This window comes from Sandarakinorhabdus rubra (assembly GCF_010994245.1).
GTDB classification, from domain to species: domain Bacteria; phylum Pseudomonadota; class Alphaproteobacteria; order Sphingomonadales; family Sphingomonadaceae; genus Sandarakinorhabdus; species Sandarakinorhabdus rubra.
This window is the reverse complement of sequence record NZ_WMHO01000037.1, coordinates 1-15860: the sequence shown is the minus strand read 5'-3', so window position 1 is coordinate 15860 and position 15860 is coordinate 1. Positions and strand designations below refer to the sequence as shown.

At 66.6% G+C, this 15860-nt stretch carries 16 protein-coding genes and 1 pseudogene; 1 reads left to right on the top strand and 16 read right to left on the bottom strand.

The window, feature by feature from the left end:
- The 3 genes and pseudogenes from GJV64_RS04010 to GJV64_RS04000 form a co-directional block, all read right to left on the bottom strand.
- Positions 1-251, bottom strand: a pseudogene (locus GJV64_RS04010) (RsmB/NOP family class I SAM-dependent RNA methyltransferase); the annotation flags it as partial.
- Between the two features lies 1 nt (position 252).
- Positions 253-1746 (bottom strand): IMP dehydrogenase, encoded by a 1494-nt coding sequence (guaB, locus tag GJV64_RS04005; protein WP_164155991.1) that lies wholly within the window; start codon positions 1744-1746, stop codon positions 253-255.
- A gap of 130 nt (positions 1747-1876) precedes the next feature.
- Positions 1877-3103, bottom strand: a complete 1227-nt coding sequence (locus GJV64_RS04000) for a tetratricopeptide repeat protein (RefSeq protein ID WP_164155990.1) — start codon at positions 3101-3103, stop codon at positions 1877-1879.
- A 192-nt stretch (positions 3104-3295) separates the two neighbouring features.
- Between GJV64_RS04000 and GJV64_RS03995 the strand changes: the two genes are divergently transcribed.
- Positions 3296-3982 (top strand): lysoplasmalogenase family protein, encoded by a 687-nt coding sequence (locus GJV64_RS03995; protein WP_164155989.1) that lies wholly within the window; start codon positions 3296-3298, stop codon positions 3980-3982.
- Here GJV64_RS03995 and gyrA read toward each other — a convergent pair.
- The 13 genes from gyrA to GJV64_RS03930 form a co-directional block, all read right to left on the bottom strand.
- A complete protein-coding gene (gene gyrA, locus GJV64_RS03990; protein WP_164155988.1) occupies positions 3979-6657 on the bottom strand; it encodes a DNA gyrase subunit A in 2679 nt (892 codons plus the stop codon). The two genes, GJV64_RS03995 and gyrA, sit on opposite strands and share 4 nt — an antisense overlap.
- A gap of 113 nt (positions 6658-6770) precedes the next feature.
- Positions 6771-8078 carry an NADH-quinone oxidoreductase subunit NuoF gene (gene nuoF / locus GJV64_RS03985; protein ID WP_164155987.1) on the bottom strand — a complete coding sequence of 436 codons (1308 nt, stop codon included), beginning with the start codon at positions 8076-8078 and terminating at the stop codon, positions 6771-6773.
- The gene (gene nuoE / locus GJV64_RS03980; RefSeq protein WP_164155986.1) at positions 8078-8671 is read right to left on the bottom strand and encodes an NADH-quinone oxidoreductase subunit NuoE; all 594 of its coding nucleotides are present in this window, start codon (positions 8669-8671) and stop codon (positions 8078-8080) included. Before nuoE ends, nuoF begins: the two co-directional genes overlap by 1 nt.
- Positions 8668-9054, bottom strand: coding sequence for a hypothetical protein (locus GJV64_RS03975; RefSeq protein ID WP_164155985.1), 387 nt, complete (start codon positions 9052-9054; stop codon positions 8668-8670). The genes nuoE and GJV64_RS03975 overlap by 4 nt, the downstream gene beginning before the upstream one ends.
- Positions 9051-9401, bottom strand: a complete 351-nt coding sequence (locus GJV64_RS03970; RefSeq protein WP_164155984.1) for a nuclear transport factor 2 family protein — start codon at positions 9399-9401, stop codon at positions 9051-9053. The genes GJV64_RS03975 and GJV64_RS03970 overlap by 4 nt, the downstream gene beginning before the upstream one ends.
- Complete coding sequence (locus GJV64_RS03965; RefSeq protein ID WP_205599519.1) at positions 9398-10642, bottom strand: NADH-quinone oxidoreductase subunit D; 1245 nt, start codon at positions 10640-10642, stop codon at positions 9398-9400. The genes GJV64_RS03970 and GJV64_RS03965 overlap by 4 nt, the downstream gene beginning before the upstream one ends.
- Positions 10639-11277, bottom strand: a complete 639-nt coding sequence (locus GJV64_RS03960; protein ID WP_328799162.1) for an NADH-quinone oxidoreductase subunit C — start codon at positions 11275-11277, stop codon at positions 10639-10641. Before GJV64_RS03960 ends, GJV64_RS03965 begins: the two co-directional genes overlap by 4 nt.
- Before the next feature lie 12 nt (positions 11278-11289).
- Positions 11290-11853, bottom strand: coding sequence for a NuoB/complex I 20 kDa subunit family protein (locus GJV64_RS03955; RefSeq protein WP_408014965.1), 564 nt, complete (start codon positions 11851-11853; stop codon positions 11290-11292).
- Positions 11844-12221, bottom strand: a complete 378-nt coding sequence (ndhC, locus tag GJV64_RS03950; RefSeq protein ID WP_164155983.1) for an NADH-quinone oxidoreductase subunit A — start codon at positions 12219-12221, stop codon at positions 11844-11846. The genes GJV64_RS03955 and ndhC overlap by 10 nt, the downstream gene beginning before the upstream one ends.
- A 122-nt stretch (positions 12222-12343) precedes the next feature.
- The gene (locus GJV64_RS03945) at positions 12344-13141 is read right to left on the bottom strand and encodes an inositol monophosphatase family protein (protein WP_164155982.1); all 798 of its coding nucleotides are present in this window, start codon (positions 13139-13141) and stop codon (positions 12344-12346) included.
- 92 nt (positions 13142-13233) lie between these two features.
- Complete coding sequence (thiE, locus tag GJV64_RS03940) at positions 13234-13923, bottom strand: thiamine phosphate synthase (protein ID WP_164155981.1); 690 nt, start codon at positions 13921-13923, stop codon at positions 13234-13236.
- A gap of 2 nt (positions 13924-13925) precedes the next feature.
- The gene (locus GJV64_RS03935; RefSeq protein WP_164155980.1) at positions 13926-14840 is read right to left on the bottom strand and encodes a class I fructose-bisphosphate aldolase; all 915 of its coding nucleotides are present in this window, start codon (positions 14838-14840) and stop codon (positions 13926-13928) included.
- 12 nt (positions 14841-14852) lie between these two features.
- The coding region (locus tag GJV64_RS03930; protein WP_164155979.1) for a phosphoglycerate kinase at positions 14853-15860 on the bottom strand (1008 nt) is incomplete at its 5' end.

Below are 15860 nucleotides of genomic sequence, written 5' to 3'. Positions count from 1 at the left end.
AGGAGATCGGGGGCCTGGGCGCGGGCATGGCCGATCAGGGCGGCGCGGCCCGAGGCCGGGCGCTCGCCGGCGCTGCGGATGACATCATAGACCAGGTCGCGCACGGCCCGCCGGTCCTTGGAGCCCGCGTAGCGCCGGCTGGCGAAATAGCGCTGGAACACGGTATCGGCCGCCGGTCCGGCATCGCGCGCCGCGATGATCACCGCATCCAGTATCTCGATGGCCGCAGCCACGCGGGCGGCAGGCGTCATCTCACCCGCCGGTCGGGTAGTTGGGCGCCTCGCGGGTGATGGTCACGTCGTGGACATGGCTTTCCTTGAGGCCGGCATTGGTGATGCGGATGAACTCGGCGCGTTCGCGGAACTGCGCCAGCGTGGCTGCGCCGGTATAGCCCATCGCCGCCTTCACCCCGCCCACCAGCTGGTGCAGCACGTTCGCGGCCGGCCCCTTGTAGGGCACCTGCCCCTCGATGCCTTCCGGCACCAGCTTCAGCTGGTCCTTGATGTCCTGTTGGAAATAGCGATCGGCCGAGCCGCGCGCCATGGCGCCCACGCTGCCCATGCCGCGATAGCTCTTGTAGGTGCGGCCCTGCCACAGGAAGGTCTCGCCCGGCGCCTCCTCGGTACCGGCGAGCAGGCTGCCCACCATCACCGCGCTCGCCCCGGCGGCCAGCGCCTTGGCGACATCGCCACTGGTGCGCAGGCCGCCATCGGCGATCACCGGGATATCGTGCCGCCAGGCGGCTTCGGCGGTGTCGATCACTGCGGTCAGCTGCGGCACACCCACGCCGGCGACCACGCGGGTGGTGCAGATGGAGCCGGGCCCGATGCCCACCTTGATGCCATCGGCGCCGGCATCGATCAGCGCCAGCGCCGCATCGGCGGTGGCGACATTGCCGGCAATCACTTGCGCTGCATTGCTGTGCTTCTTGATGCGGGCAACAGCCTCGGCAACGCGGTCGCTGTGGCCGTGGGCGGTGTCCACCACGATCAGATCGACCTCGGCATCCAGCAATGCCTCGGTGCGCTCGAAGCCGGCATCGCCCACGGTGGTGGCCGCCGCGACGCGCAGGCGCCCGGCGGCATCCTTGGTGGCATCGGGATGGTTCACCGCGCGCACGATGTCCTTCATGGTGATGAGGCCGATGCAGTGGTTGTCGTCATCGACCACGATCAGCTTCTCGATGCGGCGATTGTGCAGCAGGCGCCGCGCCTCGGCCTCGGTGACGCCGGGACGCACCGTCACCAGATTCTCGCGCGTCATCAGCTCGGCGATTGGCTGGGCATCATTTTCGGCGAAGCGCAGATCGCGGTTGGTGACGATGCCCACCAGCCTGCCCGGAGCGCCATCGGCACCGACCCGCTCCACCACGGGAAAGCCGGAAATGCCGTGCTGCGCCATCAGCGCGCGCGCATCACCCAGCGTCTGGTCGGGCGTCAGGGTCACCGGGTTGACCACCATGCCGCTTTCGAAGCGCTTGACCTGGCGAACGGCAAGCGACTGTTCGGCGATCGAGAGGTTGCGGTGCAGCACACCGATACCGCCCAGCTGCGCCATGGTGATTGCCATGTCGGCTTCCGTCACCGTGTCCATCGCCGCCGACAGCACCGGAATGGCGAGGCGAATGCCCCGGGTGATGCGGGTGCTGGTATCGGCCATGCTGGGCATGACCGCCGAGGCGGCCGGCACCAGCAGGACGTCGTCAAAGGTCAGCCCCAGCCTCGGTTCCTTTATGCGGGACGACATCGGCGGGCGACTCCTTGGCAGTGGCGGGGGTGGGCTTCCATAGGAGCGATGCGGGCTTCTGAAAAGAGTGCGCCGCGCGGGGGACTGTCCCCCACGCGGCGCACCCGGACTGTTGCAGCGCCGTTCCGGCTCAGGCGCCGACGATCACACCATAGAATTGCGCGATGGCGGCGCGCGGGCCAGGCTTCACGGCATCGAACGCCGCCTTGGCGCCGGCCTTGTCACCCATCTTCAGGAGGGTGGCGCCAAGGCGCAGGTTCACCGTGTCCTGATCAACCGCGGCATTGCCCTGCAGCTTCTTGTAATAGCCCACCGCCTTGTCGTTCTGGCCCAGGTTGGCCAGCGTGTCGGCCACCACCAGCGCCAGGCGCGGGCTGGTGCCGGCGTCCTTCTCGAGCGCGGCCAGGCCGGCCTTGCTCTCGGCGTTCTTCGTGGTGACGATGGTCACGAACTCCTTGATGTTGGGCTTGGCCGGGTCCACCAGCTTCTTGGCGATGGCCTCCTTCAGCACCGTGTCGGCTTCGTTGGGCATCCCGCGATCGATGGCCGCATCGGCATATTCCAGATAGTTGTTCGACGTCGCCATGGCGCCGGCCGACCACATCAGGCGACCCCAGTCGATCAACAGGTTGTTGTCCATGTTGCCGCCGCGCTGCTTCACGATCTCGATCGCCTTGTTGAAATTGTCGGGCGTCGGATAGGCCTTCACCCACGACAGCAGCGAGGGCATCAGCTTGTCGTCCAGCTTGCCGTCCATCACCGCCTGGGCGCGGAAGGCATACCAGCTCGAGTCCCCCTTCTGGCCGGCGGCCTCGCGGGTATCGATCGCCTTGGTCAGCAGCGCCACCACCTGCGGGCGGGCGCCCATGGCAGCATAGGTGCTGGCCGCCTGCACGGTGATGTCGACATCATCGGGCTTCTGCGACAGGTAGAAATCAAACCACTTGATCGCCTTCTGATAATCCTTGCGGTTGGCCGCCAGGCCGGCGACGAACTTGGAGAAGGTGGTCTTTTCCTCGATGCTGATGCTGGGCGCCTCGACCGCTTCGGTCAGCCCCTCTTCCAGCTTGGCATTGTCCTTCACGGTCTGGGCCGAGAACAGCTTCAGCTTGGCGAGAATCAGCGCGTCGTCGGCTTCCGCGCGCGGCACGTCCTTGGCGGCATCCAGCCTGGCCAGCGCGCCGGCATGATCACCAGCGGTCTGCAGCTTCTGGACTTCCACGACCACGGCCAGCACCGGCTTCGACAGCTTGGGCGGCTTGGGCTTTTCCTGCTTCTGGGCCAGGGCGGGACCAGCGGTCCCCAAGGTGGTACCGGTCATCAGCGCCAGCGCCACTGCTGCAGCTGCAAACCTCATGTCATTCTCCCTCAGGCATGTGATCGTTCTTGCCACGATGGGCTAAGCCGTCACCTGTGCTCCGTCAACTACCGGCCGCGCGGCTGCGCCACCGTTCTGCCGCTGCCAATGCCAGCACCAACATGAATAATAGGTGAGTTTGTGCTGCCGCGCTTGCCCTTGGCGAACGGGACGTGAACAGTGGTCGGGCCAATGCCCTCACTTGTCGCTTCGCTGCCGCTGGCCGGCCTGCCCCTGCGCTTTCGCCTGCCGATGGCGGCCGCGCTGATGGCCGGGCTGGCATGGCTACTGCTGGAACCCGTCCTCGCCGGCCCGGTGGCGGTGGCCGTGAAGGGTAGCGGCGTGGCGCTGATCGCGTTGGCGGCGCTGCAGCTGCCGGCCAGCGGCGCACGCTGGCTTGCGACCATCATGGCCCTGGGCGCCGCGGGCGACATGCTGCTGGAGGTGAAGGGCCTGTTCATCGCCGGCGCCGCCTGTTTCGCGCTGGGCCATGTCGCGGCAATGCTCTTCTACGCCCGGCATCGGCGCGGCACTTCGGCGATGGACCGGCTGCTGGCTGCCGCCATGGTGGGCTATGGCCTTGTCATGCCGCCGCTCATCTCGCCCGTGGCGGTGCCCTATGGCCTCGCCATGGTCTATGCCGTGCTCTTAACCGGCATGGCCGCCAGCCTTTGGCTCAGCCGCTTTCCAAAGCTGGCGCTGGCCGGCGCGCTTGGCTTCGTGCTGTCCGACACGCTGCTGGTCTATCGCATGGGCGGCGGTGCGCTGATCGGCGGCGCGGCCGACAGCGCGCTGGTGTGGATCCTCTATTTTGCCGGGCAATGGCTGATCGCGCTGGGCGTGGCGCGCGGGCTCCTCGCCCGGCAGGCGCACGGTTAGGCGTCGGCAGGGGTTTCCGCTTCATCCTCGCCATCGGCCGGGATCAGCGCGGCTGAGACGACATGCTCATCATCCGCCACCTTGAACAGCGTCACGCCGTTGGTGGCGCGGCCCATGATGCGGATGTCGGCGGCGCGGATGCGGATCAGCTTGGCCTGATCGGTCACCAGCATGATGTCGTCGTCGTCATGGGCGGTGAAGCTGGCCACGACGTCACCGTTGCGGTCGCTTTCGGCGATGTTGCGGATGCCCTGCCCGCCGCGGCCCGACTGGCGATATTCAAACGCCGATGACCGCTTGCCATAGCCGTTCGCGGTGATGGTGAGGATGAACTCCTCGGCCGCTGCAAATTCGGCCATGCGGGTGGCAGAGAGCACGGCCTCTCCAGGGTCGGCCTTCCACGGCGCCGCCTTCAGATAATCCTCGCGCTGTTCGGTGGTGGCCTCGAAGCCCTTCAATATGGCCATGGACACCACTTCATCGCCCTTGCCCAGCAACATGCCGCGCACGCCGGTGGAGGTCCGCGACACGAACTCGCGCACATCATCGACCGGGAAGCGGATCGCCTTACCGCTCCTGGCCGCCAGGAACACATCATCGGCGGCGTCGCACAGCGCCACGCCGATCAGCCGGTCATCGTCTCCGTCCTCGAAGCGGATGGCCAGCTTGCCGGCTGTCGGCACGTTGGTGAAGGCATCCATGGCGTTGCGGCGCACGCTGCCATGTGCCGTGGCGAACATCACGTTCAGCCGGCCCCATTCGGCCTCGTCCTCCGGCAGGGCCAGGGTCGTGATGATCGTCTCGCCCTCGGCCAGCGGCAGCAGGTTGTTGATCGGCTTGCCCTTGGCCTGCGGAGAGCCCTGCGGCAGGCGCCAGACCTTCAGGCGATAGACCTTGCCGGCGGTGGAGAAGAACAGCACCGGATTGTGGGTGGAGGTGACGAACAGCGTCGTCACCGCATCCTCGTCCTTGGTGCCCATGGCGTTGCGGCCCTTGCCGCCGCGGTTCTGGGCGCGATATTCGGCCAGTGCCACCCGCTTGATCCAGCCATCGCGGGTCACGGTCACCACCATGTCCTCGCGCTCGATCAGGTCCTCGTCCTCGATGTCGTCATGGACGGTCAGGATCTCGGTGCGCCGCTTCGACTGGAATTCATCCGACACCGCGTCCAGTTCGGCGCGCAGCACGGTGCGCAGCCGCACGCGCGACGTGAGGATGTCGAGCAGATCGGCGATGCTGTCGGCCAGTTCCCTGAGCTCGCTGCCGATCTCGTCGCGGCCGAGCGCGGTGAGCTTCTGCAGCCTCAAGTCAAGGATGGCACGGACCTGGGCTTCCGACAGGCGGATGGTCGGGCTGTCCACATCCACCGTACCGGCTTCGACCAACGCCAGATAGGGGCGGATTTCGGCCGCCTCCCAATCCCGCGCCATCAGCGTCTCGCGCGCTTCGGCAGGGCTGGCGCTGGCGCGGATGATGCGCACCACCTCGTCGAGATTGCTGACCGCGATGACGAGGCCGATCAACAGGTGCGCCCGCTCGCGCGCCTTCATCAACTCGTGCTTGGAGCGGCGGGTGATTACCTGCTCGCGGAACTCGACGAAGGCCTGGAGAATGTCCTTCAGGCCCATCAGCTCCGGCCGGCCGCCCCTGATGGCCAGCATGTTGATGGCGAAGCTCTGCTGCGCCGGGGTGTGGCGCCACAGTTGGTTCAGAACCACCTCGGGCGTTGCATCGCGCTTCAGATCGAGGACGATGCGCACGCCTTCGCGGTTCGATTCGTCGCGCAGGTCGGACACGCCCTCGATGCGCTTGTCCTTGACGGCTTCGGCGATCTTCTCGACGAGCGCATTCTTGCCCTGCTGGAACGGGATTTCGGTCAGCACCACCGCCCGCTTGTCGCCGCGCCCTTCCTCGACAACATGGCGCGAGCGGATGCGGATGGAACCGCGGCCGGTCTCGTAAGCGGCCTTCAGCTGCGTGGTGCCCAGGATCAGGCCACCCGTCGGGAAATCCGGGGCCGGCACGTGCGCCATCAGACCTTCGGTGTCGATCAGCGGGTTGTCGAGGAAGGCGCGCACCGCGTCGACCACCTCGCCCAGATTGTGCGGCGGGATGTTGGTCGCCATGCCCACGGCAATGCCGCCGGCGCCATTGACCAGCAGGTTGGGAAAACGCGCCGGCAGCACAGACGGTTCGTTTTCCGAGCCGTCATAGTTGGGGACGAAATCGACCGTGTCCTTGTCGATGTCGGCAAGCAGCGCGTCGGCGGACTTGGCCAGCCGGGCCTCGGTATAGCGCATGGCGGCCGGGGCATCCGGGTCCATTGAACCGAAATTGCCCTGGCCGTCGATGAGCGGCAGCCGCATCGACCAGTCCTGCGTCATGCGCGCCAGCGCGTCATAGATCGCGCTGTCGCCATGCGGGTGATATTTGCCCATCACGTCGCCGACGATACGGGCGGATTTGCGATAAGGCTTGTTGTGGGTGAAGCCGTTCTCGTGGCTGCCCCACAGGATGCGGCGGTGCACCGGTTTCAGCCCGTCCCGCACATCCGGCAGGGCGCGCGAAACGATCACCGACATGGCATAATCAAGAAAACTCGTCCGCATCTCCGTGACGATGGAGATCGGCTGGATGTCGGGTGTCCCGGCAGGCGGTTGAGTTGTTGATTCCATTGCGCTTTTCTTGGCTCTCTCAGGCGGGCTTCAGCTGCCCATCCCGATTAGGAGAAAGTGCGCTCAAAGGCCAGTGGAAAGGGTGAAAACCCCTCTTTGGTCCTGCTGCCGGTTTACTCCGCCGCGATCCCCATATTCGGCACCTGCACAAAGCCCTTCCGCTTTGCGATCCGTGCTTCGATCTCGGGGCGGAAGTGGCGGATCAGGCCCTGGATCGGCCAGGCGGCGGCGTCGCCCAGCGCACAGATGGTGTGGCCTTCCACCTGCGTCGTCACTTCCAGCAACAGGTCGATCTCGTGCGGCTCGGCATCGCCGGTGACGAGCCGCTCCATCACCCGCCACATCCACCCCGTGCCTTCCCGGCAGGGCGTGCACTGGCCGCAGCTTTCATGCTTGTAGAAGTAGGACAGCCGGGCAATGGCGCGCACGATATCGGTGGACTTGTCCATCACGATCACTGCCGCCGTGCCGAGGCCGGACTTCAGGTCACGCAGGCCGTCGAAGTCCATCGGCGCGTCGAGGATCTGGTGCGCCGGCACCAGCGGCACCGAGGAGCCGCCGGGGATGACGGCCAGCAGATTGTCCCACCCGCCGCGAATGCCGCCGCAATGCGCGTCGATCAGCTCGCGGAACGGCAGGCCCATCGCCTCTTCCACCACGCACGGGCGGTTCACATGGCCACTGATCTGGAAGAGCTTGGTGCCTTCATTCTTGGGCCGGCCGATGGCAGCAAACCACTCCGGCGAGCGCCGCAGGATGGTCGGCACCACCGCAATGCTCTCGACATTGTTGACCGTCGTCGGGTTGCCATAGAGGCCGGCGCCGGCCGGGAACGGCGGCTTCAGGCGCGGCTGGCCCTTCTTGCCCTCCAGGCTCTCGATCATCGCGGTTTCTTCGCCGCAGATATAGGCGCCGCCACCACGATGCACGATCACGTCGAAGTCATAGCCAGAACCGCAGGCGTTCCTGCCGATCAGGCCGGCGACATAGGCTTCCTGCACCGCCGTCATCAGCACCTTGGCCTCGGCGATATACTCGCCGCGGATATAGATGAAGGCGGCGCGCGCCCGCATGGCAAAGCCGGCAATCAGCGCGCCTTCAATCAGCTTGTGCGGATCGTGGCGGATGATCTCGCGGTCCTTGCAGCTGCCGGGCTCGGATTCATCGGCGTTGACGACGAGATAGGACGGCCGGTCCGGGTTCGGCGTCTTGGGCATGAAGCTCCACTTCATACCGGTCGGGAAGCCCGCGCCGCCGCGCCCCCTCAATCCGCTGGCCTTGATGGCATCGATGATGGCATCCGGGCCGGGTTCGAGAAGCGCCCTGGTGTCGGCCCAGTCGCCCCGCTTGCGAGCAGCCTCGAGGGTCCACGGCTGGAAGCCATAGAGATTGGTGAAGATGCGATCCTTGTCGGCCAGCATCACACCATCTCCTGCAAGGTCGTCGGGCCGCCTTCGGGACAGGAGGCCGTGCGCCCGATCTGGCTGCCCACTTGTGGAGCCTCGCCGCGCGCCAGCATCTCGAGGATGGCGGTCATGCTGTCGTAGGTCAGATCTTCGTAGTTGTGGTCGTTGATCTGCACCATCGGCGCATTGGCGCAGGCGCCCAGGCATTCGACCTCGGTCAGGGTGAACAGACCGTCCGCCGTCGTGGCGCCCTTGGCCATCCCCTTGTCCTTGCAGGCCTTGATGATGTCATCACTGCCGCGCAGCATGCACGGCGTGGTGCCGCACACCTGCACATGGAAGCGCCCGATCGGCTTCAGATTGTACATGGTGTAGAAGCTGGCGACCTCGTAGGCGCGGATATAGGGCATGCCGATCTGGCTGGCCACAAACTCGATCACCGGCACCGGCAGCCAGGCGATACCGGTCATGTCGCGCACCTGATATTGTGCCAGCCACAACAGCGGCATGATCGCGCTCGCCTGCCGGCCGGGCGGATAGAGGCCGATGATGCGCTCCGCTTCGGTCGCGTTCTCGGCGGTCCAGGTGAAGTCGCGGAAATCCGTCATTTCTGTGCCTCAGGGGCGGGATCGGGGGCAAGTGCGGGCCCGCTGCGTGGCGGCGCCGGGACCTTGTTGCGCGTTTCCCGAACGATGCGCATCTGCGCCTTGCCGTCTGCCTGCCCCACTTCGGCCAGCACCACCCGCGACGCCTTTTCGCCTTCGGCGCACATCCAGGCCGCAAGCACGCCGCCTTCGGGGTTGCCATAGACCCGGCGCAGATAGCAGCCCTCGATCTCGCGTGGCAGCTTGTCCTTGCCCAGTGCGGCCATCATCGCGGCGGCATCACCATTGTCCGCCGCACGGATGAAGGCCACCATCGGCGGCACAGACTGGGCAAACGCCGGAGCCGCCAGCGCGGCAGCGATTAGGAACAGCCCTGCACGCATCACCGGATGAACTCCACGCGGCTGCACTTGTCGCCCTCGAACGAATAGACGGCAATCACGTCGAACGGTTCGACCAGCGGCGAGCCGTCGGTCGCCGGGCCGCGCGTCACGCGTTCGCGCATCACCACATGGTTGCCAATGGCCTGGGCGTCGACGATCTCCGCCCGGTTCTGCGGCCAGCGGGCGAACATCGCCTGCAGGCCCGAACGCACGCCCTCCCGGCCGTCCCGCAGCACCGCGCCGCGATAGCCGGCCTCGGCGGCATCCTCGGTCATCAGCGCCACGTAAGACTCGGCGTCCTGCGCGTTGTAGTGCGCGATCATCGCCTTCGCGATCTCGAGATTGGTCACCGGTCCACCTCGCCAAATACGATGTCGAGGCTGCCCAGGATCGCCGGCGCATCGGCCAGCATATGGCCCTTGCAGAGGAAATCCATGGCCTGCAGGTGCGCCATGCCGGTGGCGCGGATGTGGCAGCGCCAGGGCTTGTTGGTGCCATCGGCGACCAGGTAGATGCCGAACTCGCCCTTGGGGCTTTCGGTCGCCACATAGGCCTCGCCAGCCGGCACGTGCAGGCCTTCGGTATAGAGCTTGAAATGGTGGATGAGCGCTTCCATCGAGCGCTTCATTTCGCCCCGTGACGGCGGCGCCACCTTGCGGTTGTCGGTGATGTGGCGGCCGTCCGGCATGTCCTTCACGCATTGCCGGATGATCTTCAGGCTCTCGCGCATTTCCTGCATGCGCACCATGAAGCGGGCATAGCAGTCGCCATCGGTGGACACTGGCACATCGAAGTCCATCAGGTGATAGGCATCATAGGGCTGGGCCTTGCGCAGGTCCCACGCGACGCCCGAAGCGCGGATGCAGGGCCCGGTGAAGCCCCAGCGAATGGCGTCTTCCTTGCTGATGACGCCGATGTCGACATTGCGCTGCTTGAAGATGCGGTTGTCGGCCACCAGCGCCTGCATCTCGTCGAGCACGCGCAGGAAGCCGTCGCACCAGTCCGAGATGTCCTGCAGCAGGCCGTCCGGCATATCCTGGTGGACGCCGCCGGGGCGGAACCAGGCGGCATGGAAGCGCGCGCCCGAAACCCGCTCATAGAAGCCGAGCAGCTTCTCGCGCTCCTCGAACAGCCACAGGATCGGCGTCATCGCGCCCACGTCCATGGCGTGCGTGGTGGTGTTGAGGATGTGGTTGAGGATGCGGGTGATTTCCGCAAACATGGTGCGGATATACTTGGCGCGCAGCGGCACCTCGATGCCGGCCAATTTCTCGATGGCGAGCACATAGCTGTGCTCCATGCACATCGGCGAGACATAATCGAGGCGGTCCATGTAGGGCAGCGCCTGCAGATAGGTCTTGTACTCGATCAATTTCTCGGTGCCGCGGTGCAGCAAGCCGATATGCGGGTCGCAGCGCTCGATGATCTCGCCGTCCAGTTCCATCACCAGGCGCAGCACGCCGTGGGCCGCCGGGTGCTGCGGCCCGAAGTTGATCATGTAGTTCTGGATCTCGTTGCCGTCCTTGGCGGGCAGCACGTCGGTGCTGTCAGCCGCCGTCCAGGCGACACCGGCATTGCCCAAGCTGGTCATGGCTGGCCTGCCTTTTCGTCCCCGGGCAGCACATAATCGGTGCCTTCCCACGGGGACAGGAAATCGAAGCTGCGGAAATCCTGTGCCAACCGTACCGGCTCATACGCGACGCGCTTGGCCTCTTCCGACCAGCGCAGCTCGACATGGCCGGTCAGCGGGAAGTCCTTGCGGAACGGGTGGCCTTCAAAGCCATAGTCCGTGAGGATGCGGCGCATGTCCGGGTTGCCGGCGAACATCACGCCATAGCAATCCCAGGTCTCGCGCTCATACCAGCCGGCGTTGGGATAGAGGGCGGTCAGCGACGGCACCGGCGCCTGGCCGTCGGTCGCCACCTTGACGCGCAGGCGCAGGTTCTTCGCCATCGACAGCAGATGCACCACCACCTCGAACCGCTCGGCCCGGTCGGGATAGTCGGCGGCGCAGATGTCGATGAGCTGGTTGAACCTGAGGTCTGGCGCGTCGCGCAGTGCCGCCACCACCTCCACCAGCCGATCGCGCAGCACCACCACGGCGGTTTCGTCAGTGCGTTCGGCAATTTCCACCACCGCATCGCCCAGGAGCGCCAGCAGCCGTTCCGGCAACCCTTCATGCCGGGCCATCACCGGCCAGCTGTTGACCCCGAGTTCAGGCGACACGACACTCACGGCTCAGCGCTCGAACACGCCAACGCGGCGGATCTTCTTCTGCAGCGCGAGGATGCCGTAGAGCAGCGCCTCGGCCGTGGGCGGGCAGCCCGGCACATAGATGTCGACCGGCACGATTCGATCGCAGCCGCGCACCACCGAATAGCTGTAGTGATAATAGCCGCCGCCATTGGCGCAGCTGCCCATGGAAATCACGTAGCGCGGCTCGGCCATCTGATCATAGACGCGGCGCAAGGCCGGGGCCATCTTGTTGCACAGCGTGCCGGCGACGATCATCACGTCGCTCTGGCGCGGAGAGGCGCGCGGTGCCACGCCGAAGCGTTCCAGATCATAACGCGGCATGTTGGTGTGCATCATCTCGACCGCGCAGCAGGCGAGGCCAAAGGTCATCCACCAAAGGCTGCCGGTGCGCGCCCAGTGGAACAGGTCCTCGGTCGACGTGACGAGAAAGCCCTTGTCCGCCACGTCCTTCGAGACATCGGCGAGGAACTGGTCGCGGTTGCCGTCCGGCAGAAGAATTGAACTGCTTGGGGCCCCGGACCCGGTTTCAGGCACGATCACTCCCATTCGAGGGCTCCCACCTTCCAGGCATAGACAAGGCCAATGACCAGTTCGCCCAGGAACTCCATCATCGCCCACCACGCCGGCTCGCCGCCCCAGTGCAGGGAGACGGCCCAGGGAAACAGGAAGGCGGCTTCCAGATCGAAGACGATGAACAGGATGGCGACGAGGTAGAATTGCACGTCGAACTTGGTGCGCGCATCCGAAAAGGCCGGGAAGCCGCTTTCATATTCCGACAGTTTCACCGCTTCGGGCTTGGCGGTGCCGATCAGGCTGGACACGGCCATCGGCGCGCCGACGAAGATCAGCGCGAAGGCGATGCCGACCACGAAGAACAGCAGCACCGGCAGATAGTCAGAAGCGATGGCCGACATGGGCCCCAGAAACCTCGCTGTTGCGATGCAGCACTGTTAGCCGTCCCGCCCGGCTGGGGCAACCTCTGGCGGCGGGAATCTGCCGCTTGCGGCCATCGCACCCGGCACAAATGCCAGCCCGTTCAGCGCAGGGCGCCGGCCACCAGCTTGTGCAGCCGCGACTGGATGGCCTGGTTGCCGGCAACGAGCTCGCGGCGAGCGACCATCTCCTGCCCACCGCGGAAGTCGCTGACGAAACCGCCGGCCTCGCGCACGATCAGGATGCCGGCCGCAACGTCCCAGTGGCTGAGGCCCGCCTCCCAGTAGCCATCGAACCGCCCGGCGGCGAGCCAGGCCAGATCAAGGGCGGCAGCGCCGAAGCGGCGCACGCCGGCGACCTCGGGCATCACCGCGTCGAGGATGCGGCTGAAATCGGCCCGGTTTCCGTGGCCCTGATAAGGAATGCCAGTGGCGATCAGGCTATCGTTGAGGTCACGCCGGCCGGACACCCGCAGGCGCTGCGTCGACAGCCAGGCGCCACGGCCCTTCTCGGCCCAGAAGCTCTCGCCAGTGAGCGGCTGATGGATGAGGCCGGACTGCACCTCGCCGTCGATCTCGGCCGCGATGGAAATGGCGAAGTGCGGAATGCCGTGCAGGAAGTTCGACGTGCCGTCGAGCGGATCAACGATCCAGCGGCAGCGCTCGTCCTCGCCCTTGATCTCGCCACCCTCTTCCAGCAGCAGGCCCCAGTCGGGGCGGGCGTGGCGCAGCACCTCCACCACCGCGGCTTCGGCGGCCCTGTCGGCGTTGGAAACGAAATCGGCCGGCCCCTTGCGGGACACCTGCAGCGCATCCACCTCCCCGAAATCGCGGCGCAGCTTGGGCGCGGCCTTGCGCGCGGCCTTTTCCATGACGGTGATGAGCGAGGAATGGGCAACCATGATGAATTCCTTCGGCCAGCGGGTGCGCGGCCTGCGACGGGGAAGCTGGAATGCGAAAGAGCGAGGCGGCGCTTAGCGGAAGCGGCCAGCGATTACCAGCCCAGCACGCCGCCGAACGCCTTCACGCCTGCCCCCGGCCCGTCCTCATGCTCCCAGACGGCCCGCACCACGGCGATGAAATCGGCCCCGGCCTCGACCAGCGGCGCGGCATTGTGCGGAAAGATGCCGCCAATGGCGACGCACGGCAGCTGGGACAGCGTGATCCACCAGCTTAGGATCTCGGGCTGCGGGCGATAGTGGCTGGGCTTGGTGGTGGTGTCGTAGAAGGCCCCGAACGCCACGTAATCGGCGCCCTGTTCGCCGGCCTCCATGGCGAGGTGGCGGCTGTCGTGGCAGGTGCGGCCGATCTGGGCGCCGGCCCCCAGCAGCGTGCGCGCCTCGGCAATGCTGCCGTCGCCCTGCCCCAGGTGCACGCCGTCGGCGCCGGCCTTCGCAGCGAGATCGGCGCGGTCATTCAGGATGAAGGCGACATCGCGATCCCGGCAGATGGGCAGCAGCGCTTCGCAGGCGCGCAGCACTGCGTCGTCAGGCACGTCCTTCAGCCGCAGCTGAAAAGCCGCCACCGGGCCACCGTCGAGCGCCGCCTTGAGGCTGTCGGTGAAGGCCGGCAACGCGATGCGCGGCGGCGAGATCACGTACAGCTGGCAGGGCGGCCGCCGTTCCCGCTCGAACCGGTCGGCAAAGTCCTCCGGCAAGGGCACGAGATCGTCGGTCTCGTCCAAGCTCAGGCCTTCCCGAGATAGATGTCGATGATCCGGTCGAGCATGGCCATGGCGTCGGCGCGCGGGCGCTGGAAGGTGTTGCGGCCGATGATGCTGCCGTTGCCGCCGCCGTCGCGGATGGCGATCGCATCCTCGAACACCGCATCGGTGCCCTTGGTGGCGCCGCCCGAGAACACCACCAGCCGGCGGCCGTTCAGGCAGGACTTCACCACGTGGGAAACGCGCTTGGCCTGCGTCGACCAGTCACCGCCCTCATAGGCCTTCACCGCGTCCTTCTGCTCGATGTGGGCGGTGGGAAGCTTCACCTTGATGATGTGCGCGCCCAGCAGCGCCGCCATGTGCGCGGCATAGGCCCCGACATCGAGCGCCAGTTCGCCGTCCTTCGACAGCTTGCCGCCACGCGGGTAGCTCCAAAGCACCGTGGCAAGGCCCACGGACTTGGCTTCGGCGGCCAGTTCGCGGAATTCCTCCATCATGTCGAACACGTCGTCGGCGCCCGGATAGATGGTGAAGCCAATGGCCGCGCAGCCAAGCCGCAGCGCATCGTCGATGCCGCCGGTCACCGCCTGGTTGATGCCGGTGGCCCAGCTGTTGGAGCTGTTGAGCTTCAGGATGGTCGGGATCTGGCCGGCAAACGTGTCGGCGCCGGCCTCCAGCATGCCCAGCGGCGCGGCATAGGCGCTCAAGCCCGCATCGATGGCCAGCTGGTAGTGATAGTGCGGGTCATAGGCATCGGGGTTCGGCGCAAAGCTGCGCGCCGGGCCATGTTCGAAGCCCTGGTCCACGGGCAGGATCACCAGCTTGCCGGTGCCGCCCAGTCGACCCTGCATCAGGATGCGGGCAAGGTTGGCCTTGGTGCCGGGATTGTCACTCTCGTAGTTGGCCAGGATCGCCTTGACCGTGGGCGTGATCGCCATGTTCGTTCCCCCTTACGCCTGTTGCAGAGCCACAACGCCGGGCAGCGCCTTGCCTTCCATCCATTCCAGGAAAGCGCCGCCAGCGGTGGAGATGAAACTGAAATCGTGCGTGACGCCGGCATGGGCAAGCGCCGCCACCGTGTCGCCGCCACCGGCCACGGTGACCAGCGTGCCGGCCCTGGTCAGCGCCGCGGCGGTGCGCGCCAGCGCCACGGTGCCGGCATCGAAGGGCGGGATCTCGAAGGCACCCATCGGCCCGTTCCACAGCAGTGTGGCGCAGGTCTTCAGGGCATCGGCCAGCGCTTCCACGGCCGCCGGGCCGATATCCAGCACCATCTCGTCGGGCTGGATGTCGTGGATATTGGCGATGCGGTGCTCGGCATGGGCCTTGAACGCCCTCGCCACCACCACGTCATAGGGCAGGTGAACGGTGCAGCGGGCAGCATCGGCACGCGCCATGATGTCGTTGGCCGTCGCGGTCAGGTCATGCTCGCACAGCGACTTGCCGACATTGATGCCGCGCGCCGCGAGAAACGTGTTGGCCATCCCGCCACCGATCATCAGGTGATCGACCTTCTCGACGAGGTGGGTGAGCACGTCGATCTTGCTCGACACCTTGGCACCGCCGACAACCGCCGCCACCGGGCGCTTCGGCGCGCCCAGCGCCGCCTGCAGCGCCTTCAGCTCGGCCTCCATGGTGCGCCCGGCAAAGGCCGGCAGGCGATGGGCCAGCCCTTCCGTGCTGGCATGGGCGCGGTGGGCGGCCGAAAAGGCATCGTTGACGTAGAAATCGCCCAGCCTCGCCAGCGCCGCCACAAACGCCGGATCATTGGCCTCCTCGCCGGCATGGAAGCGGGTGTTCTCCAGCACCGCGATCCCGCCAGCCGGCAGCGCGGCCAGCGTCGCGGCGGCGTCCGGCCCCATGCAGTCCGCGATGAAGGTCACCGGCCGCCCCAGCACGGCGCCGAGCGCTGTCGCCACCGGCTTCAGGCTGTTCTTCGTGTCGGGCCCCTTCGGTCG

Excerpts from the sequence above, each read along its gene's own strand:
- GJV64_RS04000 (WP_164155990.1), bottom strand. The coding sequence starts at position 3,103 with ATGAGGTTTGCAGCTGCAGCAGTGGCGCTGGCGCTGATGACCGGTACC.
- nuoE (WP_164155986.1), bottom strand. The coding sequence starts at position 8,671 with ATGACGGATTTCCGCGACTTCACCTGGACCGCCGAGAACGCGACCGAA.
- ndhC (WP_164155983.1), bottom strand. The coding sequence starts at position 12,221 with ATGTCGGCCATCGCTTCTGACTATCTGCCGGTGCTGCTGTTCTTCGTG.
- GJV64_RS03935 (WP_164155980.1), bottom strand. The coding sequence starts at position 14,840 with ATGGCGATCACGCCCACGGTCAAGGCGATCCTGGCCAACTACGAGAGT.
- nuoF (WP_164155987.1), bottom strand. The coding sequence starts at position 8,078 with ATGCTGGCCGACAAGGATCGCATCTTCACCAATCTCTATGGCTTCCAG.
- gyrA (WP_164155988.1), bottom strand. The coding sequence starts at position 6,657 with ATGGAATCAACAACTCAACCGCCTGCCGGGACACCCGACATCCAGCCG.
- GJV64_RS03955 (WP_408014965.1), bottom strand. The coding sequence starts at position 11,853 with ATGGGAGTGATCGTGCCTGAAACCGGGTCCGGGGCCCCAAGCAGTTCA.
- GJV64_RS03945 (WP_164155982.1), bottom strand. The coding sequence starts at position 13,141 with ATGGTTGCCCATTCCTCGCTCATCACCGTCATGGAAAAGGCCGCGCGC.
- GJV64_RS03995 (WP_164155989.1), top strand. The coding sequence starts at position 3,296 with ATGCCCTCACTTGTCGCTTCGCTGCCGCTGGCCGGCCTGCCCCTGCGC.
- GJV64_RS03965 (WP_205599519.1), bottom strand. The coding sequence starts at position 10,642 with ATGACCAGCTTGGGCAATGCCGGTGTCGCCTGGACGGCGGCTGACAGC.
- guaB (WP_164155991.1), bottom strand. The coding sequence starts at position 1,746 with ATGTCGTCCCGCATAAAGGAACCGAGGCTGGGGCTGACCTTTGACGAC.